The organism is Streptomyces bullii, assembly GCF_042657145.1.
Lineage (GTDB): Bacteria > Actinomycetota > Actinomycetes > Streptomycetales > Streptomycetaceae > Streptomyces > Streptomyces bullii.
The window spans coordinates 519,323-536,098 of sequence record NZ_JBHSNY010000006.1 but is presented as its reverse complement, the minus strand read 5'-3'; the positions used below and the strand labels follow the sequence as shown (position 1 = coordinate 536,098).

Below are 16,776 nucleotides of genomic sequence, written 5' to 3'. Positions count from 1 at the left end.
GCCGGGGAACGGCGCCGCCGGACCGGGACGGAGACGGGGCCGACGGCCGGGAGGGGCAGCGGTGGACTGGTCGACGGTGACGTTCGGGTTCGCCGCGGGACTGCTGATCGCGGCCGTCACCGCGCCCGTGGGAGTCTCCGGCGCGGTGTTCCTGCTGCCGGTCCAGTTGAGCGTCCTCGGCGTGCCCAGTCCGGCCGTCACCCCCACGAATCTGCTGTACAACGTGGTGGCCGGGCCCGGCGCCCTGCTGCGCTACCGCCGCGACGGCGCCCTCCACGGTCCGCTGACCCGCCTCCTGCTCGCCGGCACCCTGCCCGGGGTCGTCCTCGGCGCGGTGATCCGTGTCTTCGCCGTCCCCGGGCAGGCCGTCTTCCGGCTCCTGGTGGCCGCGCTGCTGCTGCCGCTCGGCCTGTGGCTCGTCGTCCGCACGCTCCGCCCCACCACCGGGCGCGCGGCGGACGGTTTGTCACCGCGTACGGTCACCGCGCTGGCGGTGGTGGTCGGGACGATCGGCGGCATCTACGGGATCGGCGGCGGCTCCGTCCTCGGGCCCGTCCTGGTCGGCCGGGGAGCGCCCGTCGACCAAGTCGCCCCGGCCGCCCTCGCCTCCACCTTCCTCACCTCACTGGTCGGCGCCGCCACCTATGGACTGCTGTCCCTCTCCGCGGGCGACGACATCGCCCCCGACTGGCTCCTCGGGCTGGCCTGTGGACTGGGCGGGCTGACGGGCGGTTACCTGGGTGCCCGGCTTCAACCCCGCCTGTCCGAACGGCTGCTCCGCCTCCTGCTGGGCACGCTCGCCGCCGCCCTCGGCGCGCTCTACGCGGCACAGGCCGGGGGCTGAGATGGCACAGGCCGTGCGCTGTGGCCGCACCGGCCGGGCGCTGAGCCGCACCGGCCGGGCGCTGGAGCAGCACAGGCTGGGGGCTGAGATGGCAGGCCGGGCGCTGAGCTGGCGCATGCCGTGTGCTGAGATGGCAGGCCGGGCGCTGGGATGCGTATGCCGTCGTGCTGAGATGGCACAGGCCGGGCGTGCCGAGCCGCATCGGCCGGGCGCCGAGGCCGCACCGGCCGGCAAGGGCGCGCTCCAGGCATCCGCGGCCAACTCGCCGCCGAGCGGCGGGCGTTACGCAGGCGATCGGGACATCGCCGACCCGAACCGGCCATGTCGTGGCTCGATGGGCTCGACGTTCCGGGGGAGTTGGGGTTCCGTGGCGCCGAGCCGTTAGTATCACGGCATGATTACGGCCTGGTCGCCCCGGCACACCGCGCGGGCCCGCGTCTGCGCGGGACTGCCGCGTGTGCTGGCCCTCGCCGTGCTGGTGTTCGGCATCCTCTTCGCCCACGGGCCGCACGCCGAGGGCATCGAGGGACACCTGTCGACCGGTGCGGCAGCCGTCCTGGCGGACAGGACCGAGACGGGCACCGCAATCCACGACGAGCACATGCCCGAGCCCGTCGTGGTGACGGACGGGCACCGTGACGGCCACGGTTCACCGCACCCCGCCGAACACTGCCTCACCGGGCAGCCGCAGCAGGGAGCGACGGGCGTGACTCCCGACTGCGCCCCGTCGGTCGGCGGACCGGTCACCTCCGTCCGCTCCCAGGTCGGGCCAGGCCTGACGGGCGCCGGCCTGCGTGGGGCGTCGGCGGTGGCGATGAAGGCGTCGGTCGTCCAGCAGGTCTAGCAACCACAGCGTCCTCCCTCCTTCCCCTACGCCGTTCCACAGCCGCGCCCTCCCCGGGACGGGCAGCAGGACGGCCCCCACCACCCACGCCCGCCGCATCCCTCCCGCGCTGACCGGAGGCGACGCGGCCGGACGGAGGAGCTGTGCCGCGCCCTTCCCCCATGCCGTCGCATGTCCGGTCCCCCATGCCGTCGCATGTCCGGTCCCCCATGCCGTCGCCCGTCCGGAGCGTCCCGCACGGCGCTCCCTCGTCGCGCCGGCTCGGCACCCTCGTCCAGGGTGCCCTGCTGCTGATGCTCGTCCTGTGCGCCGCGGCACACGGTGCAGCCGCCGAGGAGACCCGCGGGCCCGTACCCGCGGCCGTCCCGACCGCCCAGGCGGCTCCGGGCGGCACGGAACCGCAGGCCCCGCACGCCCCGCACGGCGCTCACCAGTGCGCGTCGGACGCGGTCGTCCGGGTGGCGGCCCAGGGGCCGGAGCAGCCGGTCGCCGACGCGAACGCCCCGGCGGCAGCGGCTGCCGGTGCCGCCCTCCTCGGACCTCCGCTCGCCTTCCGCGCCAAGCGTGGAGGTCGCAGACCACGCACCGGACGGGCGGCGCTCGTCGTGACGTCCCGCTGGCGGATCTAGAGCTCGCGCCCGCAGCCGGCGTCGCAGGCTGCCGCGCTCCGTCGACACCGGGCACGGAACGGATGATCCGTGCCGGTCGCCGCGGCGCGCGTGATGAGCCCTCCACCGTGATTCATCGAGCGAGAGCGAAAACATGCAGTCACCGACGAAGACCGCCCGCCCCGCCGGCCGGTCCGCCCTGCCCGGACTGGTCGGAAACACGCCGCTGCTGCGCGTGTCGGAACCGCTGGCCCCTGCAGGGCGCGGCTTCTGGGCCAAACTCGAGGGCTTCAACCCCGGCGGCATCAAGGACCGCCCGGGGCTCCACATGGTCGAGCGGGCCCGGGCCCGGGGCGATCTCAGGCCGGGTGGACGCATCATCGAGTCCACCAGCGGCACCCTCGGCCTGGGACTCGCGCTGGCCGGCATGGTGTACGGCCACCCGGTCACCCTGGTCACCGACCCGGGAATGGAGTCGTCCATGACCCGGCTGCTGAGCGCGTACGGCGCCCAGGTCACCGTCGTCTCCGAGCCGCACCCCACGGGCGGCTGGCAGCAGGCCCGCCGCGAGCGCGTGAAGCGGCTGCTGGAGCGGCACCCCGGCTCCTGGTGCCCCGACCAGTACAACAACCCCGACAACGTCGCCGCCTACACCCCGCTGGCCCTCGAACTCGCCGCCGAGATGGGCCACATCGACGTCCTCGTGTGCAGCGTCGGCACCGGCGGCCACTCCGCGGGCGTCTCCCGGGTGCTGCGTCAGCTCTACCCCGAGCTGACGGTCGTCGGAGTCGACACGATCGGCTCCACCATCTTCGGCCAGCCGGCCAGGCCCCGGCTGATGCGCGGCCTCGGTTCCAGCATCTACCCCCGCAACGTGGCGTACGACAACTTCAGCGAGGTGCACTGGGTGGCCCCGGCCGAGGCGGTGTGGACCTGCCGACAGCTCGCCGCCTCCCACTACGCCACCGGCGGCTGGAGCGTGGGCGCGGTCGCCCTGGTGGCCGGCTGGTTCGCCCGCACGATGCCCGCTGACGCCCGCATCGCGGCGATCTTCCCCGACGGCCCGCAGCGCTACCTGGGCACGGTGTACGACGACGACTACTGCGCCGCGCACGGCCTGCTGGACTCCCCGCCGGCCACCGAACCGGACGTGATCGGCCGCCTGGACGAGAAGGAGGCCACGCGCTGGACCCGGTGCACCAGCGTGGTCGACCCCCTCACCCTCCAGGGCACGCGGCAGGACGCCACCCCGGACGACGACGCGAACGCCGCGTCCGACGCCCCTGAGGAGGGCCGGTGAGGAGTCTGGTCACCCAGGTGCGCTCCTACGAGCGCAGCGTCCAGATGCTGATGGTGAACCAGTTCACCATCAATCTCGGCTTCTACATGCTGATGCCGTACCTGGCCGCGCACCTCTCCGGCACCCTCGGACTGGCCGGCTGGGTCGTCGGGCTCGTCCTGGGCGTGCGCAACTTCAGCCAGCAGGGCATGTTCCTGGTCGGCGGCACCCTGGCCGACCGCCTCGGGTACAAGCCGCTGATCGTGGCCGGGTGCGTCCTGCGCACCGTCGGCTTCGCGGCACTCGGACTCGTGGACTCGCCGGCCGCGCTGCTCGCCGCGTCGGCGGCGACGGGACTGGCCGGTGCCCTGTTCAACCCGGCCGTACGGGCCTACCTCGCGGCGGACGCGGGGGAGCGCAGGGTCGAGGCGTTCGCACTGTTCAACGTCTTCTACCAGGCCGGGATCCTGCTGGGACCGCTCGTCGGAATGGTGCTGACCGGGCTGGACTTCCGTGTCACCTGCCTGGTGGCGGCCGGGATCTTCGCGCTGCTGTCCGTCGTGCAGGTCCGTGCGCTGCCCGCCAGGCGGAAGGAGGACACCGAGGGACAGTCCGGCGGGGCCGGTGAACGTGTGCTCACGCAGTGGCGCGGCATCCTCGCCAACCGGCCCTTCCTGCTCTTCTCCGGCGCCATGACCGGCTCGTACGTCCTGACCTTCCAGGTCTATCTGTCCCTGCCGCTCGAGGTGCGCCGGCTCGGTGGCGACGGCGAGTTCGGCACGGCCGCCGTGGCGGTGCTCTTCGCGGTGTCCGGGCTGTGCACCATCCTGGCCCAGACCCGGGTGACCGCCTGGTGCAAGGCCCGCTACGAGCCCGGCCAGGCACTCGTGCGCGGACTGGCGGTGATGGGCCTGGCGTTCGTGCCACTGCTGCTGGGTACGGCGGTGCCCGTGCCACGGGGCGGCGTCGGTCTGTGGCTGCTGGCCGCCGTGCCCCCGTCGCTCACCGCACTGCTCCTGGCCGTGGGGACGATGATCGCCTACCCCTTCGAGATGGACACCATCGTCCGCCTGGCCGGCGACCGGCTCGTCGCCACCCACTACGGCCTGTACAACACCATTTGCGGCATCGGCATCACGCTCGGCAACCTGCTCACCGGCGCCGCGCTCGACGCGGCCCGCGAGGCGGGGATGCCGGCCCTGCCATGGCTCTCACTGACCGCACTGGGCCTGGCGTGCGCGACCGCGCTGTACGCCCTGCACGGCACCGGCCGCCTACGGGCTCCCGCCCCCGAACGGCAGCCCGCCACCCCCTGACCCACCGGTCGACGGACCCAAGGGGCGGGCACCGTCCGGGTGCTCGTCCCTGTCCCGCGGCACTTCTGCGGGTTGTTTTCCGCGGGCCGACGTCCGACTGGCGCAGCGGACAGAACCTGTCCGCGACCGGCGTTAGCGTGCACGGCATGACGAAGACGAAGCGCAGCGACACGGCCACGGCCCCGGTGCTCGCCGCCCGCGCCCTCAACCGGGCGACCCTCGACCGGCAACTGCTCCTGCGCCGCTCGCCGATGTCCGCCGAGGCCGCCGTCGAGCATCTGGTCGGCCTCCAGGCCCAGAACGTCAAGCCCCCGTACTACGCGCTCGCCGCCCGCCTCGACGGCTTCACGCCCGAGGCGCTGTCCCGGCTGATGGAAGACCGCGCGGCCGTCCGGATCGTCACCCTGCGCTCGACGATCCACACCCACACCGCCGACGACTGCCTGACCCTGCGACCGCTGGTGCAGCCCGCCCGGGAGCGTGAACTGAAAACCTTCCGCACGGGACTACAGGGCGTCGACCTCGACCGGCTCGCCGCCCTCACCCGCGACCTCGTCGAGGCCGGGCCGCGCACCATGAAGCAGCTGCGCGAGGCCCTGCTGCGGCACTGGCCCGACGCCGACCCGCTCGCCCTGTCCGTCGCCGCCCGCTGCACGCTGCCCCTGGTCCAGGTCACCCCGCGCGGACTGTGGGGCCGCAGCGGCCAGGTCGCCCTCACCACCGCCGAGCACTGGCTGGGCCGTCCCGCCGAACCCGCCCCCGAACCGGACACGGTGGTGCTGCGTTACCTCGCCGCCTTCGGCCCGGCCTCCGTCAAGGACATGCAGACCTGGGCCGGACTGACCCGGCTGCGCGACGCCTTCGAGCGGCTGCGCCCACGGCTGGTCACCTTCCGGGACACCGACGGGGCCGAGCTGTTCGACCTCCCGGACGCGCCCCGTCCCGACCCGGACACCCCGGCCCCGCCGCGCTTCCTGCCGGAGTTCGACAACCTGCTGCTCTCCCACGCCGACCGCACCCGCGTCATCCCGCCCGAGCACCGGGGCCGCACCTGGCAGGGAAACGCGGCGCACTCCACGCTCCTCGTCGACGGCTTCCTGGCCGGCGTCTGGCGGCTGGAGCGGGACGCGCTCGTCATCGAGCCGTTCGAGCGGCTCACCCGTGCGCAGCGGGACGACGTGCTGGCCGAGGGGGAGCGGATGCTGACCGTGCTGCACCCGGAGTCGTCGTACGACATCCGCTTCGGCACCGTACGGCGGTGAGCCGCGCGACCGCTCACCCCACAGCCGTGCGGGGCCCTCAGTCCGCCCGGCCCGTCACCGCGACCGTCACCCCGAGCCCGATCATCGTGCACCCGCCCGCGCCGCCGATCAGCGACAGACGCCGGTCGGATCGCGCGAACCAGGTGCGGGCCGCCGACGCGCACAGGCCCCACAGGGTGTCGGTGACCAGGCCGATGCAGATCGGCACCAGCCCCAGCAGCAGCATCTGCGGCACCACGTGCCCCGCCGTGTGATCCACGAACTGGGGCAGTACGGCCGCGAAGAACACCACGCCCTTGGGGTTGGTGACACCGACCAGCACACCGTCCAGGACGGTGCGCAGGTCCCCGCGGGCCGCCGTCCCGGCCGGGCGGGTGCCGATCTGCGACGCCTTGAGCTCCTTGCGGTGCCGGAACGCCTGCACCCCCAGGAAGACGAGATACGCGGCCCCGGCCAGCTTCACCGCCATGTACACCGTCACCGACCGTTCGACCAGCGAGCCGATCCCGACCGCGACCGCGACGACCAGCAGGTAGGAGCCGACGACATTGCCCAGGGCGGTCGCCACGGCGCTGCGCCGGCCGTGGGCGAGGGCCCGGCCGATGACGAACAGCACGCTGGGACCCGGAATCACGATCACCAGCAGCGACATCGCGGCGAAGGCCAGGAACCGGTCCGCTGACACCATGCCCGTCACTCCTCCTCCGCCGCACGGAGCCCCATTGAAACAGCGGCGACGGGAGCCGGACCAGACGGCGCACATGGAGAGGGGGCGTTGCGGGCCGCTCGTGGAGGCCCGCAACGCCCCCCGGCATTGCACCTGAGGGATACTCAGGAGTCCTTGTCGCTACGAGTTGACCTGCGCGCTCACCTGGCTCGAGAAGGTCGTCAGCCGGGTGTAGACACCCGGGTAACCGGCCTGCGCGCAGCCCTCGCCCCAGGAAGTGATCCCTGCCAGGACGCCCCCGATGAGCAGGGGACCGCCGCTGTCGCCCTGGCAGGTGTCCACGCCGCCGGAGGTGTATCCGGCGCACACCATCTCGCTCCGCACGAAGGAGGAGCCGTACGAGCCGGCGCAGCTGGTGTCGGACACGATCGGAACGGTCGCCGTCCGCAGCTGGTTGGAGGAGCTGCCACCGGAGGAGGTGGTGCCCCAGCCGAGGATCCGGGCGGTGGTGCCGGCCGCGTACACGCCGGTGTCCGAGGACGACACGTACTTCGCCGTGGTGTACGGCATCGCCGTCGACAGCGTCAGCACGGCCACGTCCTCGCCTCTGGTGGCGGTCGTGTAGTTCGGGTGGATCCATATCTTGCTGACTCTGCTGACCGTGCCGTCGGTGCCGTTGCGGTAGGTACGCCCGCCGACGACCATCGTGTTGCCCGTGGTCCGCCCGACCATGCAGTGCGCGGCGGTGACGACCTTCGTGGGAGAGACCAGCGTGCCGCCGCAGAACTGCGACTGCGAGGCGTTCGTGATCTGCATGACGAACGGGTACGCGGAGGCGGTGGTCGTCGTGCCGCCGACGATGGGCTGGGGAGCGGCGCCGGCGGCGGGGGCGGTGAGCAGCGCGGTCACGGCGGCGGCAGCGGTCGCCGCGGCCAGGGCGGCGGCCTTCTTGGCACGGGTGAGCCCGAACATGAGTCTCCTCGTCGGATTGCCGGTGGGGGGTCGCGCGGGTGGGGGGTGGTGCACCGGAGGGGCTCCATCGGACCCCCCGGGTGCCCGGGCGAGCGGCACGCCCTTACGCTAGAACCGGGCACACCGGCCTCCCAATGAGGGAAGCCCCTAAGGGAGTTGGGCAGGGATAACCCTCGGTCGGCCCTCGTAAACCCGCACGGGACCCGGGGCCTATCCGGTCACGCCGACCCGTCGCCGCGCACCCGCCTCCGGGTCACTGCGCGTGGCGCCCCGCCGCCAGTCGGACGATGTCGACCCGCGATCGGATCCCCAGCTTGCGGTAGACCCGGGTGAGCGTCGCCTCGACGGTCTTGACGCTGATGAACAGCCGCGCGGCGATCTCCCGGTTGGTGGCGCCCTCCATCACCAGCGCCGCGACCTGACGCTCCATCGAGGCCAGACCCTCCAGGGCGTCGAGGGTGGGCGTGGGCACGGCGGCCGGTTCCGCCGGGCCGGCCGCGGCGGCCTGGTCCACCTGGCGCAGCCACGGCAGCGCCCGGCAGCGCCTGAACAGCCGCGCCGCCTCGTCGTACGAGGCCGGCCCCGGCCGCCGGGCCCGCAGCCGGGCCAGCGCGAACGCGGCCCGGGCCTCCTCCAGGCCGTATCCGAGCTTGGCGAGCCGGTCCTGAACGGACGTCAACTGGACCAGGGCCGACTCGTGCTGGCCGCGTGCCGCGCGGACCAGCGCCTCGGCCCGGTCGAGGACGGCCAGCACGCTCTCCCGGCCGAGCCGCAGCGCGTGGACCCGTGCGACGTCGATGACGTCCTGTGCCTCGCCCGGCTCTCCGATCCGCACCAGGGCCTCGGCGAGGTCGCCGTGCCAGCGGCCGCGCGCCGGGTCGGTGATGCCCAGGCCGTACTCCAGCTCCCGCACCCGACGCAGCGAACGGACCGCGCCCGCCGGGTCCCCGGCCACCAGCTGGGCGTAGCCGAGGGCGGCCAGCGCCCGCGACAGGTACATCTGGTCGCCGTCCACCTCGGCGTGGTCCGCCGCCTCCCGGGCGAGGACCAGCGCCCGGTCCACGTCCCCGGCCGAGGCCTCCGCGAGGGAGGTGAGCATCGCCGAGGCGCCCTCGCCGATCCCGGAGTCCCGGGCCAGGCGCAGGCTCTCGCGGGCCAGGTCCAGGGCCCGGCCGCAGTGCCCGGAGCGCAGCTCGGTGTCGGCGAGGAAACGCAGGTAGTGCACCTCGCTCTCGACCATGCCGCGCCGCCGCGCCTCGCGCAGCAGCGCCGTGATGGTCGCCCGGGCCTCGGGCAGCCGGTCGCTCATGATCAGCCAGCGGAACCGGGCCGAGCCGGCCCCGTTGTGGTGGCAGGCGACGTACGGGTCCTGGGGTTCCTTCAACGCCTGCTTGATGGTGGCGGGGGCGTCCGGGTGGCCCATCAGGGTCTCGACGGAGGCCTGGAAGGACAGCGCCATGAGCTCGGTGCGCCGGTCCTCGCCGCGCGCGGCCAGCTCCGCCGCGTGGGCGGCCTCCTGCCGGGCCTCGGCGAAGTCGCCCTCCACGACCAGGCCGCGCCAGGCCAGCTGGTAGTGGACCAGGGCGAGCAGCTTCGGGTCGTCGCCCGCGTCGGCCAGGACCTGCGGGAAGACGGCGTCGACCTCGCCCAGGGCCTGCCCGGCCGCCTCGATGACGACCATCCAGGCCCGCACCCGCTCCGCGGGCACCGTGGCCCGGGTCAGCACGTCCCGCGCGATGTCCCGCGCGAGGTCGACCTCACCCGCGGTGATCGCGTCCTCGGCGGCCAGCAGCCGCCGCTCGTCGGGGCCCGGGGCGCTGTCCGCCGGGGTGTGCCGGGCCGCGAGCAGCCCGAGCGAGGCGGCCACCGAGGGCGCCCCGCGGTCCCGGGCCAGCGTGGCGGCCTCCGCGAGCCGGGCCGCCACCTCCGGGTCGGTGCCGGTGGTCGCCAGGGCCAGGTGCCGGGCCCGCTCGATCGGGTCGGAGGCGGCCGTGGACAGCGCGGCGTGCGCGGCGCGCCGCTCCTGCGCCGGGGCCTCCGCGTACAGCGCGGCCGAGATCAGCGGATGCGCGAAGCGTACGGCCGGTCCCTCCGGCTCGGTCGCCAGCAGCCCCAGCGCGGCGGCCTGGGCGGTCTCGGCCTCGGCATTGTCCCGCCCGGCCGCGTGCAGCAGGGCCACGGTGGGGCGGGCGCCCGCGCTGGCCACCAGCAGCGTGCGGCGCGCCTCGTCCGACAGCATCTCCAAGCGATTGAGCACCAGGGCCCGCAGCGAGGTGGGCACCGGCAGCGGGTCACCGGGCCGGGGCCGGGCGGGGCTCTCGGCCAGGGCGCGGCCCAGCTCCAGGGCGAACAGCGGGTTGCCGCCGCTCGTGCGGTGGATGTCACGGACCGTGGAGCGGGACAGGTTGGTGTAGCCGCGGTGGTCGAGCAGCGCGGAGACCTGGGCGCGGGAGAGCGGGCCCAGACGGACGGCGAGGGTGTCCGGTGGGCAGGCCCGCAGATGACGGTCGTACTCCTCGTCCTCGGTGCGCACCGCGCACAGCAGCTGGACGGGGGTGTCGCCCAGCCGGCGGGCGGCGAAGCCGAGCAGCTCGGCGCTGGCCGAGTCCAGCCACTGCAGGTCGTCGGCGACGAGCAGGACGGGGCCGTCGGCGGCCAGCGCGCGCAGCGCGGACAGCACGGCCAGGCGCAGCGCGAGCCCGTCCCGCTGGAGTGTGGACTCGCCGCGGCCGGTGAGCGCCGACTCCAGGGCGGTGCGCTGGGCGGCCGGCAGCTTGCCGGACACCTCGTCCAGGACCAGGCCGAACAGATCGGCGAGGGCCAGGAACGGCAGATGGGATTCGGACTCCGTGGCCGAGCAGCGCAGGACGGTCCGGGCCGTCCCGGCGTCATCCCCGGCCAGTGCCCGCAGGACGGTCGACTTTCCAATTCCCGCAGGGCCGTGCAGCAGCACACTGCCGCCTCGGCCGAGCTGCTCACGCGCCGTGGTGAACAGTTCTTCCCGGCCGATGACCAGTTCGGGGCGGTTCCTGGCAGGCTCCCGGAAGTCCCGTCGCACGGTCACCGCTCCCCTCCGTGTGTCGTGTCCTGGCCAATATTAGGCAACGACTCATTGAATTTCGGACGGACGCTGTGGTGAGAGAAACAACAGCGGGTGAGACAGGACGAAATTCAAAGCGTGCCTGAGCGAATAGAAGCACCTCGGGCCTACGGCAACCACCCCGCGCGGCGCGCGGCCACCACGGCCTCCCCACGGGTGCGGGCCCCCAGCTTCCGCATGGCCGACCGCAGATACGCCTTCACCGTCTCGGCCGTCACCCCCAGCCGCTCGGCGACGGCCGCGTTGGTGGCGCCCGTCGCGACGCACGCCAGCACGTCCACCTCCCGGGGCGCCAGCCGTGCCACCGCAGGGGGCGGCCCGGTCAGCAACGCGCACGCGCGCAGCAGCTCCGCCCGCAACGCCGGGTCGCCGATCCGCGGCGCCAGCGCCCGCAGGGCCGCGTGCGCCTCGCGCACCTGCTCGGTCCGTGCGGCGCCGAGCGCGTCCCGTGCCGTCCCGGCCCGCGCGGCGCCGAGCGTCTCCCGCGCCTCGTCGCGCACGACCAGCGCCCGCTCCACGTCCCGGGCCACCTCGGCCGCCGTGTCGAGGACGCGCCCACCCAGCGGCCGCGCCGTGCGCAGGGCGCCGTACAGCACTCCGCGCACCCGGTGCCGTACCACCACCGGCACGGCCAGCACCGAGCGCAGCCCCTCCGCCGCCACCGGGGCGTCGTACTCGTGGCTGATCTGCCGGGACGACGAGTAGTCCGTCACCACGCAGGGCCGGGCCAGTGCCACCGCCTTGCCGCCCAGCCCGTTCCCCGAGGTCACCGCGAGCGAGCTGAGCGCCCGTGTCGCCGTGCCGTCGAGTTCGCTGATGCGGATCTGCTGCCGCCCGGCCTCCAGCAGGCCGCCGAAGGCGACCGGCAGCCCGGTGGAACGCCGCAGCCGCAGCAGCGCGTTCCGTATCTCCACCCTGTCGGCCGTCACCTGCTCGCCCTTCCCTGCGGCCGCCCTGCCGCAGACACCCCCGTTCGGGGGTAGTGAGACCTGCATCACGGATTACACGATGTCCGGAGCCGCCCGGCAATGGTCCGGCAACGAGGAGGACGAATGAGCACGGCCACGGAGCTCTTCCGCGGGGCGCGGGACTTCCTGCTGCACCACCGCGAGGACTACGCCACCGCCTACGAGGGCTTCGCCTGGCCCCGACTGGACCGCTTCAACTGGGCGCTCGACTGGTTCGACGTGATCGCGGACGGAAACGACCGCACCGCCCTGCACATCGTCGAGGAGGACGGCTCCGGGTCCCGCCTGTCCTTCGCCGAGCTGTCCGACCGCTCCGACCGCGTCGCGAACTGGCTGCGGCAGCGCGGCGTGCGCGCCGAGGACCGGGTCCTGGTCATGCTCGGCAACCAGACCGAGCTGTGGGAGACCGCGCTGGCCGCGATGAAGCTGCGCGCCGTCGTCATCCCGGCCACCCCGCTGCTCGGCCCCGCCGACCTGCGCGACCGCGTCGACCGCGGCCGGGTCCGGCACGTGCTCGTACGCGCCGCGGACACCGCCAAGTTCGACGGGGTGCCCGGCGACTACACCCGCATCGCGGTCGGGGGAGCGGCCCCGGGCTGGCAGCCGTACGAGGACGCCTACGGCGCTCCCGGCGGCTTCACGCCCGACGGCCCCACCCTGGCCGACGACCCCCTGATGCTCTACTTCACCTCCGGGACCACCGCCCGTCCCAAACTGGTCGAGCACACCCACACCTCGTATCCGGTCGGGCACCTGGCGACCATGTACTGGATCGGACTGCGCCCCGGCGACGTGCACCTGAACATCTCCTCGCCGGGCTGGGCCAAGCACGCCTGGTCCAACCTCTTCGCCCCCTGGAACGCCGAGGCGACGGTCTTCCTGCACAACTACACCCGGTTCGACGCCCCCCGGCTGATGGCCGAGATGGACCGGGCGCGGGTCACCACCTTCTGCGCGCCGCCGACCGTGTGGCGCATGCTCGTCCAGGCCGACCTGACCCGGCTGCGCACCCCGCCCCGCGAGGCCGTCGCCGCCGGAGAACCCCTCAACCCCGAGGTCATCGAGCAGGTCCGCCGGGCCTGGGGCGTCACCGTCCGGGACGGCTTCGGGCAGACCGAGACCGCCGTGCAGATCGCCAACAGCCCCGGCCAGCCGCTGAAGACCGGATCCATGGGACGGCCGAGCCCCGGCTACCGCGTCGAACTGCTCGACCCCGTCTCCGGCGCGCCCGGCGCCGCCGAGGGCGAGATCGCGCTCGACCTCTCCGACCGCCCGGTCGGCCTGATGACCGGCTACCACGGCGACCCGGACCGCACGGCGGAGGTGATGGCCGGCGGCTACTACCGCACCGGCGACATCGGCTCCCGGGACGAGGACGGACACCTCACCTACGTCGGACGCGCCGACGACGTCTTCAAGGCCTCCGACTACAAGATCAGCCCCTTCGAGCTGGAGAGCGCCCTGCTGGAGCACGAGGCGGTGGCCGAGGCGGCCGTCGTGCCCGCCCCGGACGAGCTGCGCCTGGCCGTGCCCAAGGCGTATGTCGTACTGGCCGAGGGCTGGGAGCCGGGCCCCGGCACCGCGAAGGTGCTGTTCGAGCACTCCCGTGACGTCCTCGCGCCCTACAAGCGCATCCGCCGCCTGGAGTTCGGCGAGCTGCCCAAGACCGTCTCCGGCAAGATCCGCCGCGTCGAGCTGCGCGAGGCCACGGCCGCCGGATCGGACGCCGAGTTCCGCGAGGAGGACTTCCGGTGAGCGAGCTGTCGTACACGCACGGCACGAGCGGGACGACCCTGCTCGGCGACACGATCGGGGCCAACCTGGACCGGGCGGTGGCGGCCTGGCCGGACCGCGAGGTGCTCGTCGACGTGCCGTCCGGGCGGCGCTGGACGTACACCGAGTTCGCCGCGGACGTCGAGAAGCTTTCGCGTGCGCTGCTCGCCGCCGGCGTCGCCAAGGGCGACCGGGTGGGCATCTGGGCGGTCAACTGCCCGGAGTGGGTGCTCGTCCAGTACGCCACCGCCCGGATCGGCGCGATCATGGTGAACATCAACCCCGCCTACCGCACCCACGAGGTCGAGTACGTCCTCGACCAGGCCGGCGTCTCGCTGCTCGTCGCCTCCCTCAGCCACAAGACCAGCGACTACCGGGCGATGGTCGAGCAGGTGCGGCCGCGGTGCCCGCAGCTGCGCGAGACCGTGTACATCGGCGACCCGAGCTGGGACGCGCTGATCGCGCGCGGCACCTCCGCCCCGTACGAGGAGCTGTCCTGCGACGACCCGATCAACATCCAGTACACCTCGGGCACGACGGGCTTCCCGAAGGGCGCCACGCTCTCCCACCACAACATCCTCAACAACGGTTACTTCGTCGGGGAGTTGATCGGCTACTCGGAGCAGGACCGGGTCTGTGTGCCCGTGCCCTTCTACCACTGCTTCGGCATGGTGATGGGGAACCTGGCCGCTACCTCCCACGGCGCCTGCATCGTCATCCCCGCCCCGTCCTTCGACCCGGCGGCGACCCTGCGCGCGGTCCAGGAGGAGCGCTGCACGTCCCTGTACGGCGTGCCGACCATGTTCATCGCGGAGCTCAACCTGCCCGACTTCGCGTCGTACGACCTGACCTCCCTGCGCACCGGCATCATGGCGGGCTCGCCCTGCCCGGTGGAGGTGATGAAACGGGTCGTCGCAGAGATGCACATGGAACAGGTCTCCATCTGCTACGGCATGACCGAGACGTCCCCGGTGTCCCTGCAGACGCGGATGGACGACGACCTGGAGCACCGCACCGGCACCGTCGGCCGCGTCCTGCCGCACATCGAGGTGAAGATCGTCGACCCGGCGACCGGGGTGACCCGACCGCGCGGAACGGCGGGCGAGTTGTGCACCCGCGGCTACAGCGTGATGCTCGGCTACTGGAACGAACCGGAGAAGACCGCCGAGGCCGTCGACGCGGGCCGCTGGATGCACACCGGGGACCTGGCGGTGATGCGCGACGACGGGTACGTCGAGATCGTCGGCCGCATCAAGGACATGATCATCAGGGGCGGCGAGAACATCTACCCGCGTGAGGTGGAGGAGTTCCTGTACGGCCATCCCGAGATCCGCGACGTCCAGGTCGTGGGCGTGCCGCACGAGCGGTACGGCGAGGAGGTCCTGGCCTGCGTCGTCCCCCGCGACCCGGCCGACCCGCTCACCCTGGAGGAACTGCGCGCGTACTGCGAGGGGCAGTTGGCGCACTACAAGGTACCGACCAGGTTGCAGATCCTGGACGCCTTCCCGATGACGGTGTCGGGGAAGGTGCGGAAGGTGGAGCTGCGGGAGAAGTACGGCGTCCGGTGAGCGACGGCGTGCGGCGGTCGAAGGCGAGCACGTGCGGGGCCGACGGCGTGGGCGTGGCGCATGCGCACACGCGGCCATCGGCCGAGGCCCTGCGCGGCCTCCTCGGCACGGACCGCCCGTGGCCCCGCGGTGAGTCCGGCCTCGGCCGGCACGCGGAAGCCGAGGCGGGCGCAGTACGGCGCGTTCCACGGGACGTCGGCGAAGGCGGTCAGGGGCAGGCCGGTCAGGCAAGGCCCTCCTCGTGCGCGCGGCCGTCGGCATGGGACAGCAGGGCCTGAGCAGGCCGGGACCTGCCCGCGTGGAGCGCGCCGTCCACTGGCTGGCGAGCAGGTACGCGACCGGGCGGTCGTCCGCCTCGGCGCCCCGTTCGCTGCCCCGGAAGGCGGGGAGTTCGGCCGGGGCGGCGGGGCGGATGCGCCTGGGCCGGTACCGGGGCGGCGGGGTGGCCGTCGCGGGGCTTTTCCGCGTCGGGGGCGAAAGCGGACGGGGGCCGGCGGCGCGGGCCTGGTGACGGGGCGCGGGCGGTGACGAGGGGCCCGCGGTAGGGCATCGCTGGCCGGCGACGCCCGGTGTGCGGGCCAGGCGGCATGCGGGCCCCGGCCGAGGGGGAGGCGGTCCCCAGCCGGATGCCCGGAGGCAGCGGTACGGACGGCGGGCGGGTCGGCGGCTGGTGTCCGGCCGCCGACCGCTGTGTCAGGCGCCGGTCGTGCGCAGCGCGTGCGCCGGCCCGTTCACCGGCTGTGGCGTGCCCGTGGAGTCGAGGACGAACAGGGGGACGCCCAGGGCGTCCGCGCGGGCGCGGGCGTCGTCGGTGTAACCGGCGAGGGAGAAGTACACGCATCCCTTGGACTCCGTCATCGCCGTCAGCCACAGGCACTCCACGTCCCGCAGCGACGCCGCGCGCACGGTCGGCTCCACCTGGGCGAGAACGCCGCGGGCCGCCAGGGCGACACCGGAGGGCGGGCGCCGGTCCGCCCGGCGGATGTCCCCGTGGCCGAGCCGACGCAGACACAGCGCGGCGGCCATGACGACGTCGAGCGCGGTACGGACCGGGACCGGCCGGAAGGCTTGGTGCTCTGCGGGGGCGTGACTCTCGCCGGTCCCCGTACGGCCGGGGCCCTCACGCGTTCCCGCACGGCCGGGGCTTTCACCCGTTTCCGCACGGGCAGGGCTCTCGTCCGTTCCCGTACGGGGCGCGCTGCCGGTCACCCGGATGCGCAGGACCGTGCCGCAGGCGCAGCCCAGTTCCGGGTGGGGCCACTCGCCGCGCCGGCCGCACTGTCCGCACGGCAGGGTGACCCAGTCGTCCTCCCAGACGCGGTGGGCCACGGGCGTCGCGGACCCCTCTCCGTCCAGTCGCGGGGCGACGGGGGCTCCGCACGCGCACGGATACACCGGTGCCGCGTAACGGTGCCGGCGCCGGCAGGACGGGCAGCGCACCGGCACGCTCTCGGACATGGCCCTCCCGGACGGCGTCGCCGGACGACAGCGCCACCGCGCGACAGCTCGCTGGCACGGCGACTCGGCGATTCGGCGACTCGACTGCTGGGGATGCGCACCCATCGTCCTCCAGGG

Annotated in this window: 13 protein-coding genes; 8 read left to right on the top strand and 5 right to left on the bottom strand. The window is 73.9% G+C overall.

Going from position 1 to position 16,776, the window contains the following annotated elements:
* Positions 1-61: 61 nt before the first annotated feature.
* The 6 genes from ACFPZJ_RS20115 (at position 62) to ACFPZJ_RS20090 (ending at position 6,153) form a co-directional block, all read left to right on the top strand.
* Positions 62-844, top strand: a complete 783-nt coding sequence (locus tag ACFPZJ_RS20115) for a TSUP family transporter (RefSeq protein ID WP_381023278.1) — start codon at positions 62-64, stop codon at positions 842-844.
* Positions 845-1,238: 394 nt separating this feature from the next.
* A complete protein-coding gene (locus ACFPZJ_RS20110) occupies positions 1,239-1,688 on the top strand; it encodes a hypothetical protein (protein WP_381023276.1) in 450 nt (149 codons plus the stop codon).
* Between the two features lie 209 nt (positions 1,689-1,897).
* Positions 1,898-2,317 (top strand): hypothetical protein, encoded by a 420-nt coding sequence (locus ACFPZJ_RS20105; protein ID WP_381023274.1) that lies wholly within the window; start codon positions 1,898-1,900, stop codon positions 2,315-2,317.
* Positions 2,318-2,450: 133 nt separating this feature from the next.
* The gene (locus tag ACFPZJ_RS20100) at positions 2,451-3,596 is read left to right on the top strand and encodes a PLP-dependent cysteine synthase family protein (protein ID WP_381023271.1); all 1,146 of its coding nucleotides are present in this window, start codon (positions 2,451-2,453) and stop codon (positions 3,594-3,596) included.
* Positions 3,593-4,891, top strand: a complete 1,299-nt coding sequence (locus tag ACFPZJ_RS20095) for an MFS transporter (RefSeq protein WP_381023269.1) — start codon at positions 3,593-3,595, stop codon at positions 4,889-4,891. The genes ACFPZJ_RS20100 and ACFPZJ_RS20095 overlap by 4 nt, the downstream gene beginning before the upstream one ends.
* A 146-nt stretch (positions 4,892-5,037) precedes the next feature.
* On the top strand, positions 5,038-6,153 hold the full coding sequence (locus ACFPZJ_RS20090; RefSeq protein ID WP_381023267.1) for a winged helix DNA-binding domain-containing protein: 1,116 nt from the start codon (positions 5,038-5,040) through the stop codon (positions 6,151-6,153).
* Positions 6,154-6,190: 37 nt separating this feature from the next.
* On the opposite strand, the gene ACFPZJ_RS20085 is transcribed toward ACFPZJ_RS20090, so the two are convergent.
* From ACFPZJ_RS20085 to ACFPZJ_RS20070, 4 genes are all read right to left on the bottom strand, one after another.
* Complete coding sequence (locus ACFPZJ_RS20085; RefSeq protein ID WP_381023264.1) at positions 6,191-6,841, bottom strand: LysE family translocator; 651 nt, start codon at positions 6,839-6,841, stop codon at positions 6,191-6,193.
* A 159-nt stretch (positions 6,842-7,000) separates the two neighbouring features.
* The gene (locus tag ACFPZJ_RS20080) at positions 7,001-7,792 is read right to left on the bottom strand and encodes a S1 family peptidase (protein ID WP_381023261.1); all 792 of its coding nucleotides are present in this window, start codon (positions 7,790-7,792) and stop codon (positions 7,001-7,003) included.
* Positions 7,793-8,045: 253 nt separating this feature from the next.
* A complete protein-coding gene (locus tag ACFPZJ_RS20075) occupies positions 8,046-10,856 on the bottom strand; it encodes a helix-turn-helix transcriptional regulator (protein ID WP_381023258.1) in 2,811 nt (936 codons plus the stop codon).
* 143 nt (positions 10,857-10,999) lie between these two features.
* A complete protein-coding gene (locus ACFPZJ_RS20070; RefSeq protein ID WP_381023256.1) occupies positions 11,000-11,821 on the bottom strand; it encodes a response regulator transcription factor in 822 nt (273 codons plus the stop codon).
* A 123-nt stretch (positions 11,822-11,944) separates the two neighbouring features.
* Here ACFPZJ_RS20070 and ACFPZJ_RS20065 point away from each other — a divergent pair, with 123 nt between their 5' ends.
* Complete coding sequence (locus ACFPZJ_RS20065) at positions 11,945-13,615, top strand: AMP-binding protein (protein WP_381023253.1); 1,671 nt, start codon at positions 11,945-11,947, stop codon at positions 13,613-13,615.
* A complete protein-coding gene (locus tag ACFPZJ_RS20060) occupies positions 13,612-15,201 on the top strand; it encodes an AMP-binding protein (protein ID WP_381023251.1) in 1,590 nt (529 codons plus the stop codon). The genes ACFPZJ_RS20065 and ACFPZJ_RS20060 overlap by 4 nt, the downstream gene beginning before the upstream one ends.
* Positions 15,202-15,894: 693 nt before the next feature.
* Here the strand turns inward: ACFPZJ_RS20060 and ACFPZJ_RS20055 are convergent.
* A complete protein-coding gene (locus ACFPZJ_RS20055) occupies positions 15,895-16,659 on the bottom strand; it encodes a hypothetical protein (protein ID WP_381023248.1) in 765 nt (254 codons plus the stop codon).
* Between the last annotated feature and the right edge of the window lie 117 nt (positions 16,660-16,776).

Bases quoted from the DNA above. Each gene is read 5' to 3' on its own strand.
- ACFPZJ_RS20110 (WP_381023276.1), top strand. From the start codon at position 1,239: ATGATTACGGCCTGGTCGCCCCGGCACACCGCGCGGGCCCGCGTCTGC.
- ACFPZJ_RS20105 (WP_381023274.1), top strand. From the start codon at position 1,898: ATGCCGTCGCCCGTCCGGAGCGTCCCGCACGGCGCTCCCTCGTCGCGC.
- ACFPZJ_RS20100 (WP_381023271.1), top strand. From the start codon at position 2,451: ATGCAGTCACCGACGAAGACCGCCCGCCCCGCCGGCCGGTCCGCCCTG.
- ACFPZJ_RS20090 (WP_381023267.1), top strand. From the start codon at position 5,038: ATGACGAAGACGAAGCGCAGCGACACGGCCACGGCCCCGGTGCTCGCC.
- ACFPZJ_RS20085 (WP_381023264.1), bottom strand. From the start codon at position 6,841: ATGGTGTCAGCGGACCGGTTCCTGGCCTTCGCCGCGATGTCGCTGCTG.
- ACFPZJ_RS20080 (WP_381023261.1), bottom strand. From the start codon at position 7,792: ATGTTCGGGCTCACCCGTGCCAAGAAGGCCGCCGCCCTGGCCGCGGCG.
- ACFPZJ_RS20065 (WP_381023253.1), top strand. From the start codon at position 11,945: ATGAGCACGGCCACGGAGCTCTTCCGCGGGGCGCGGGACTTCCTGCTG.
- ACFPZJ_RS20055 (WP_381023248.1), bottom strand. From the start codon at position 16,659: ATGTCCGAGAGCGTGCCGGTGCGCTGCCCGTCCTGCCGGCGCCGGCAC.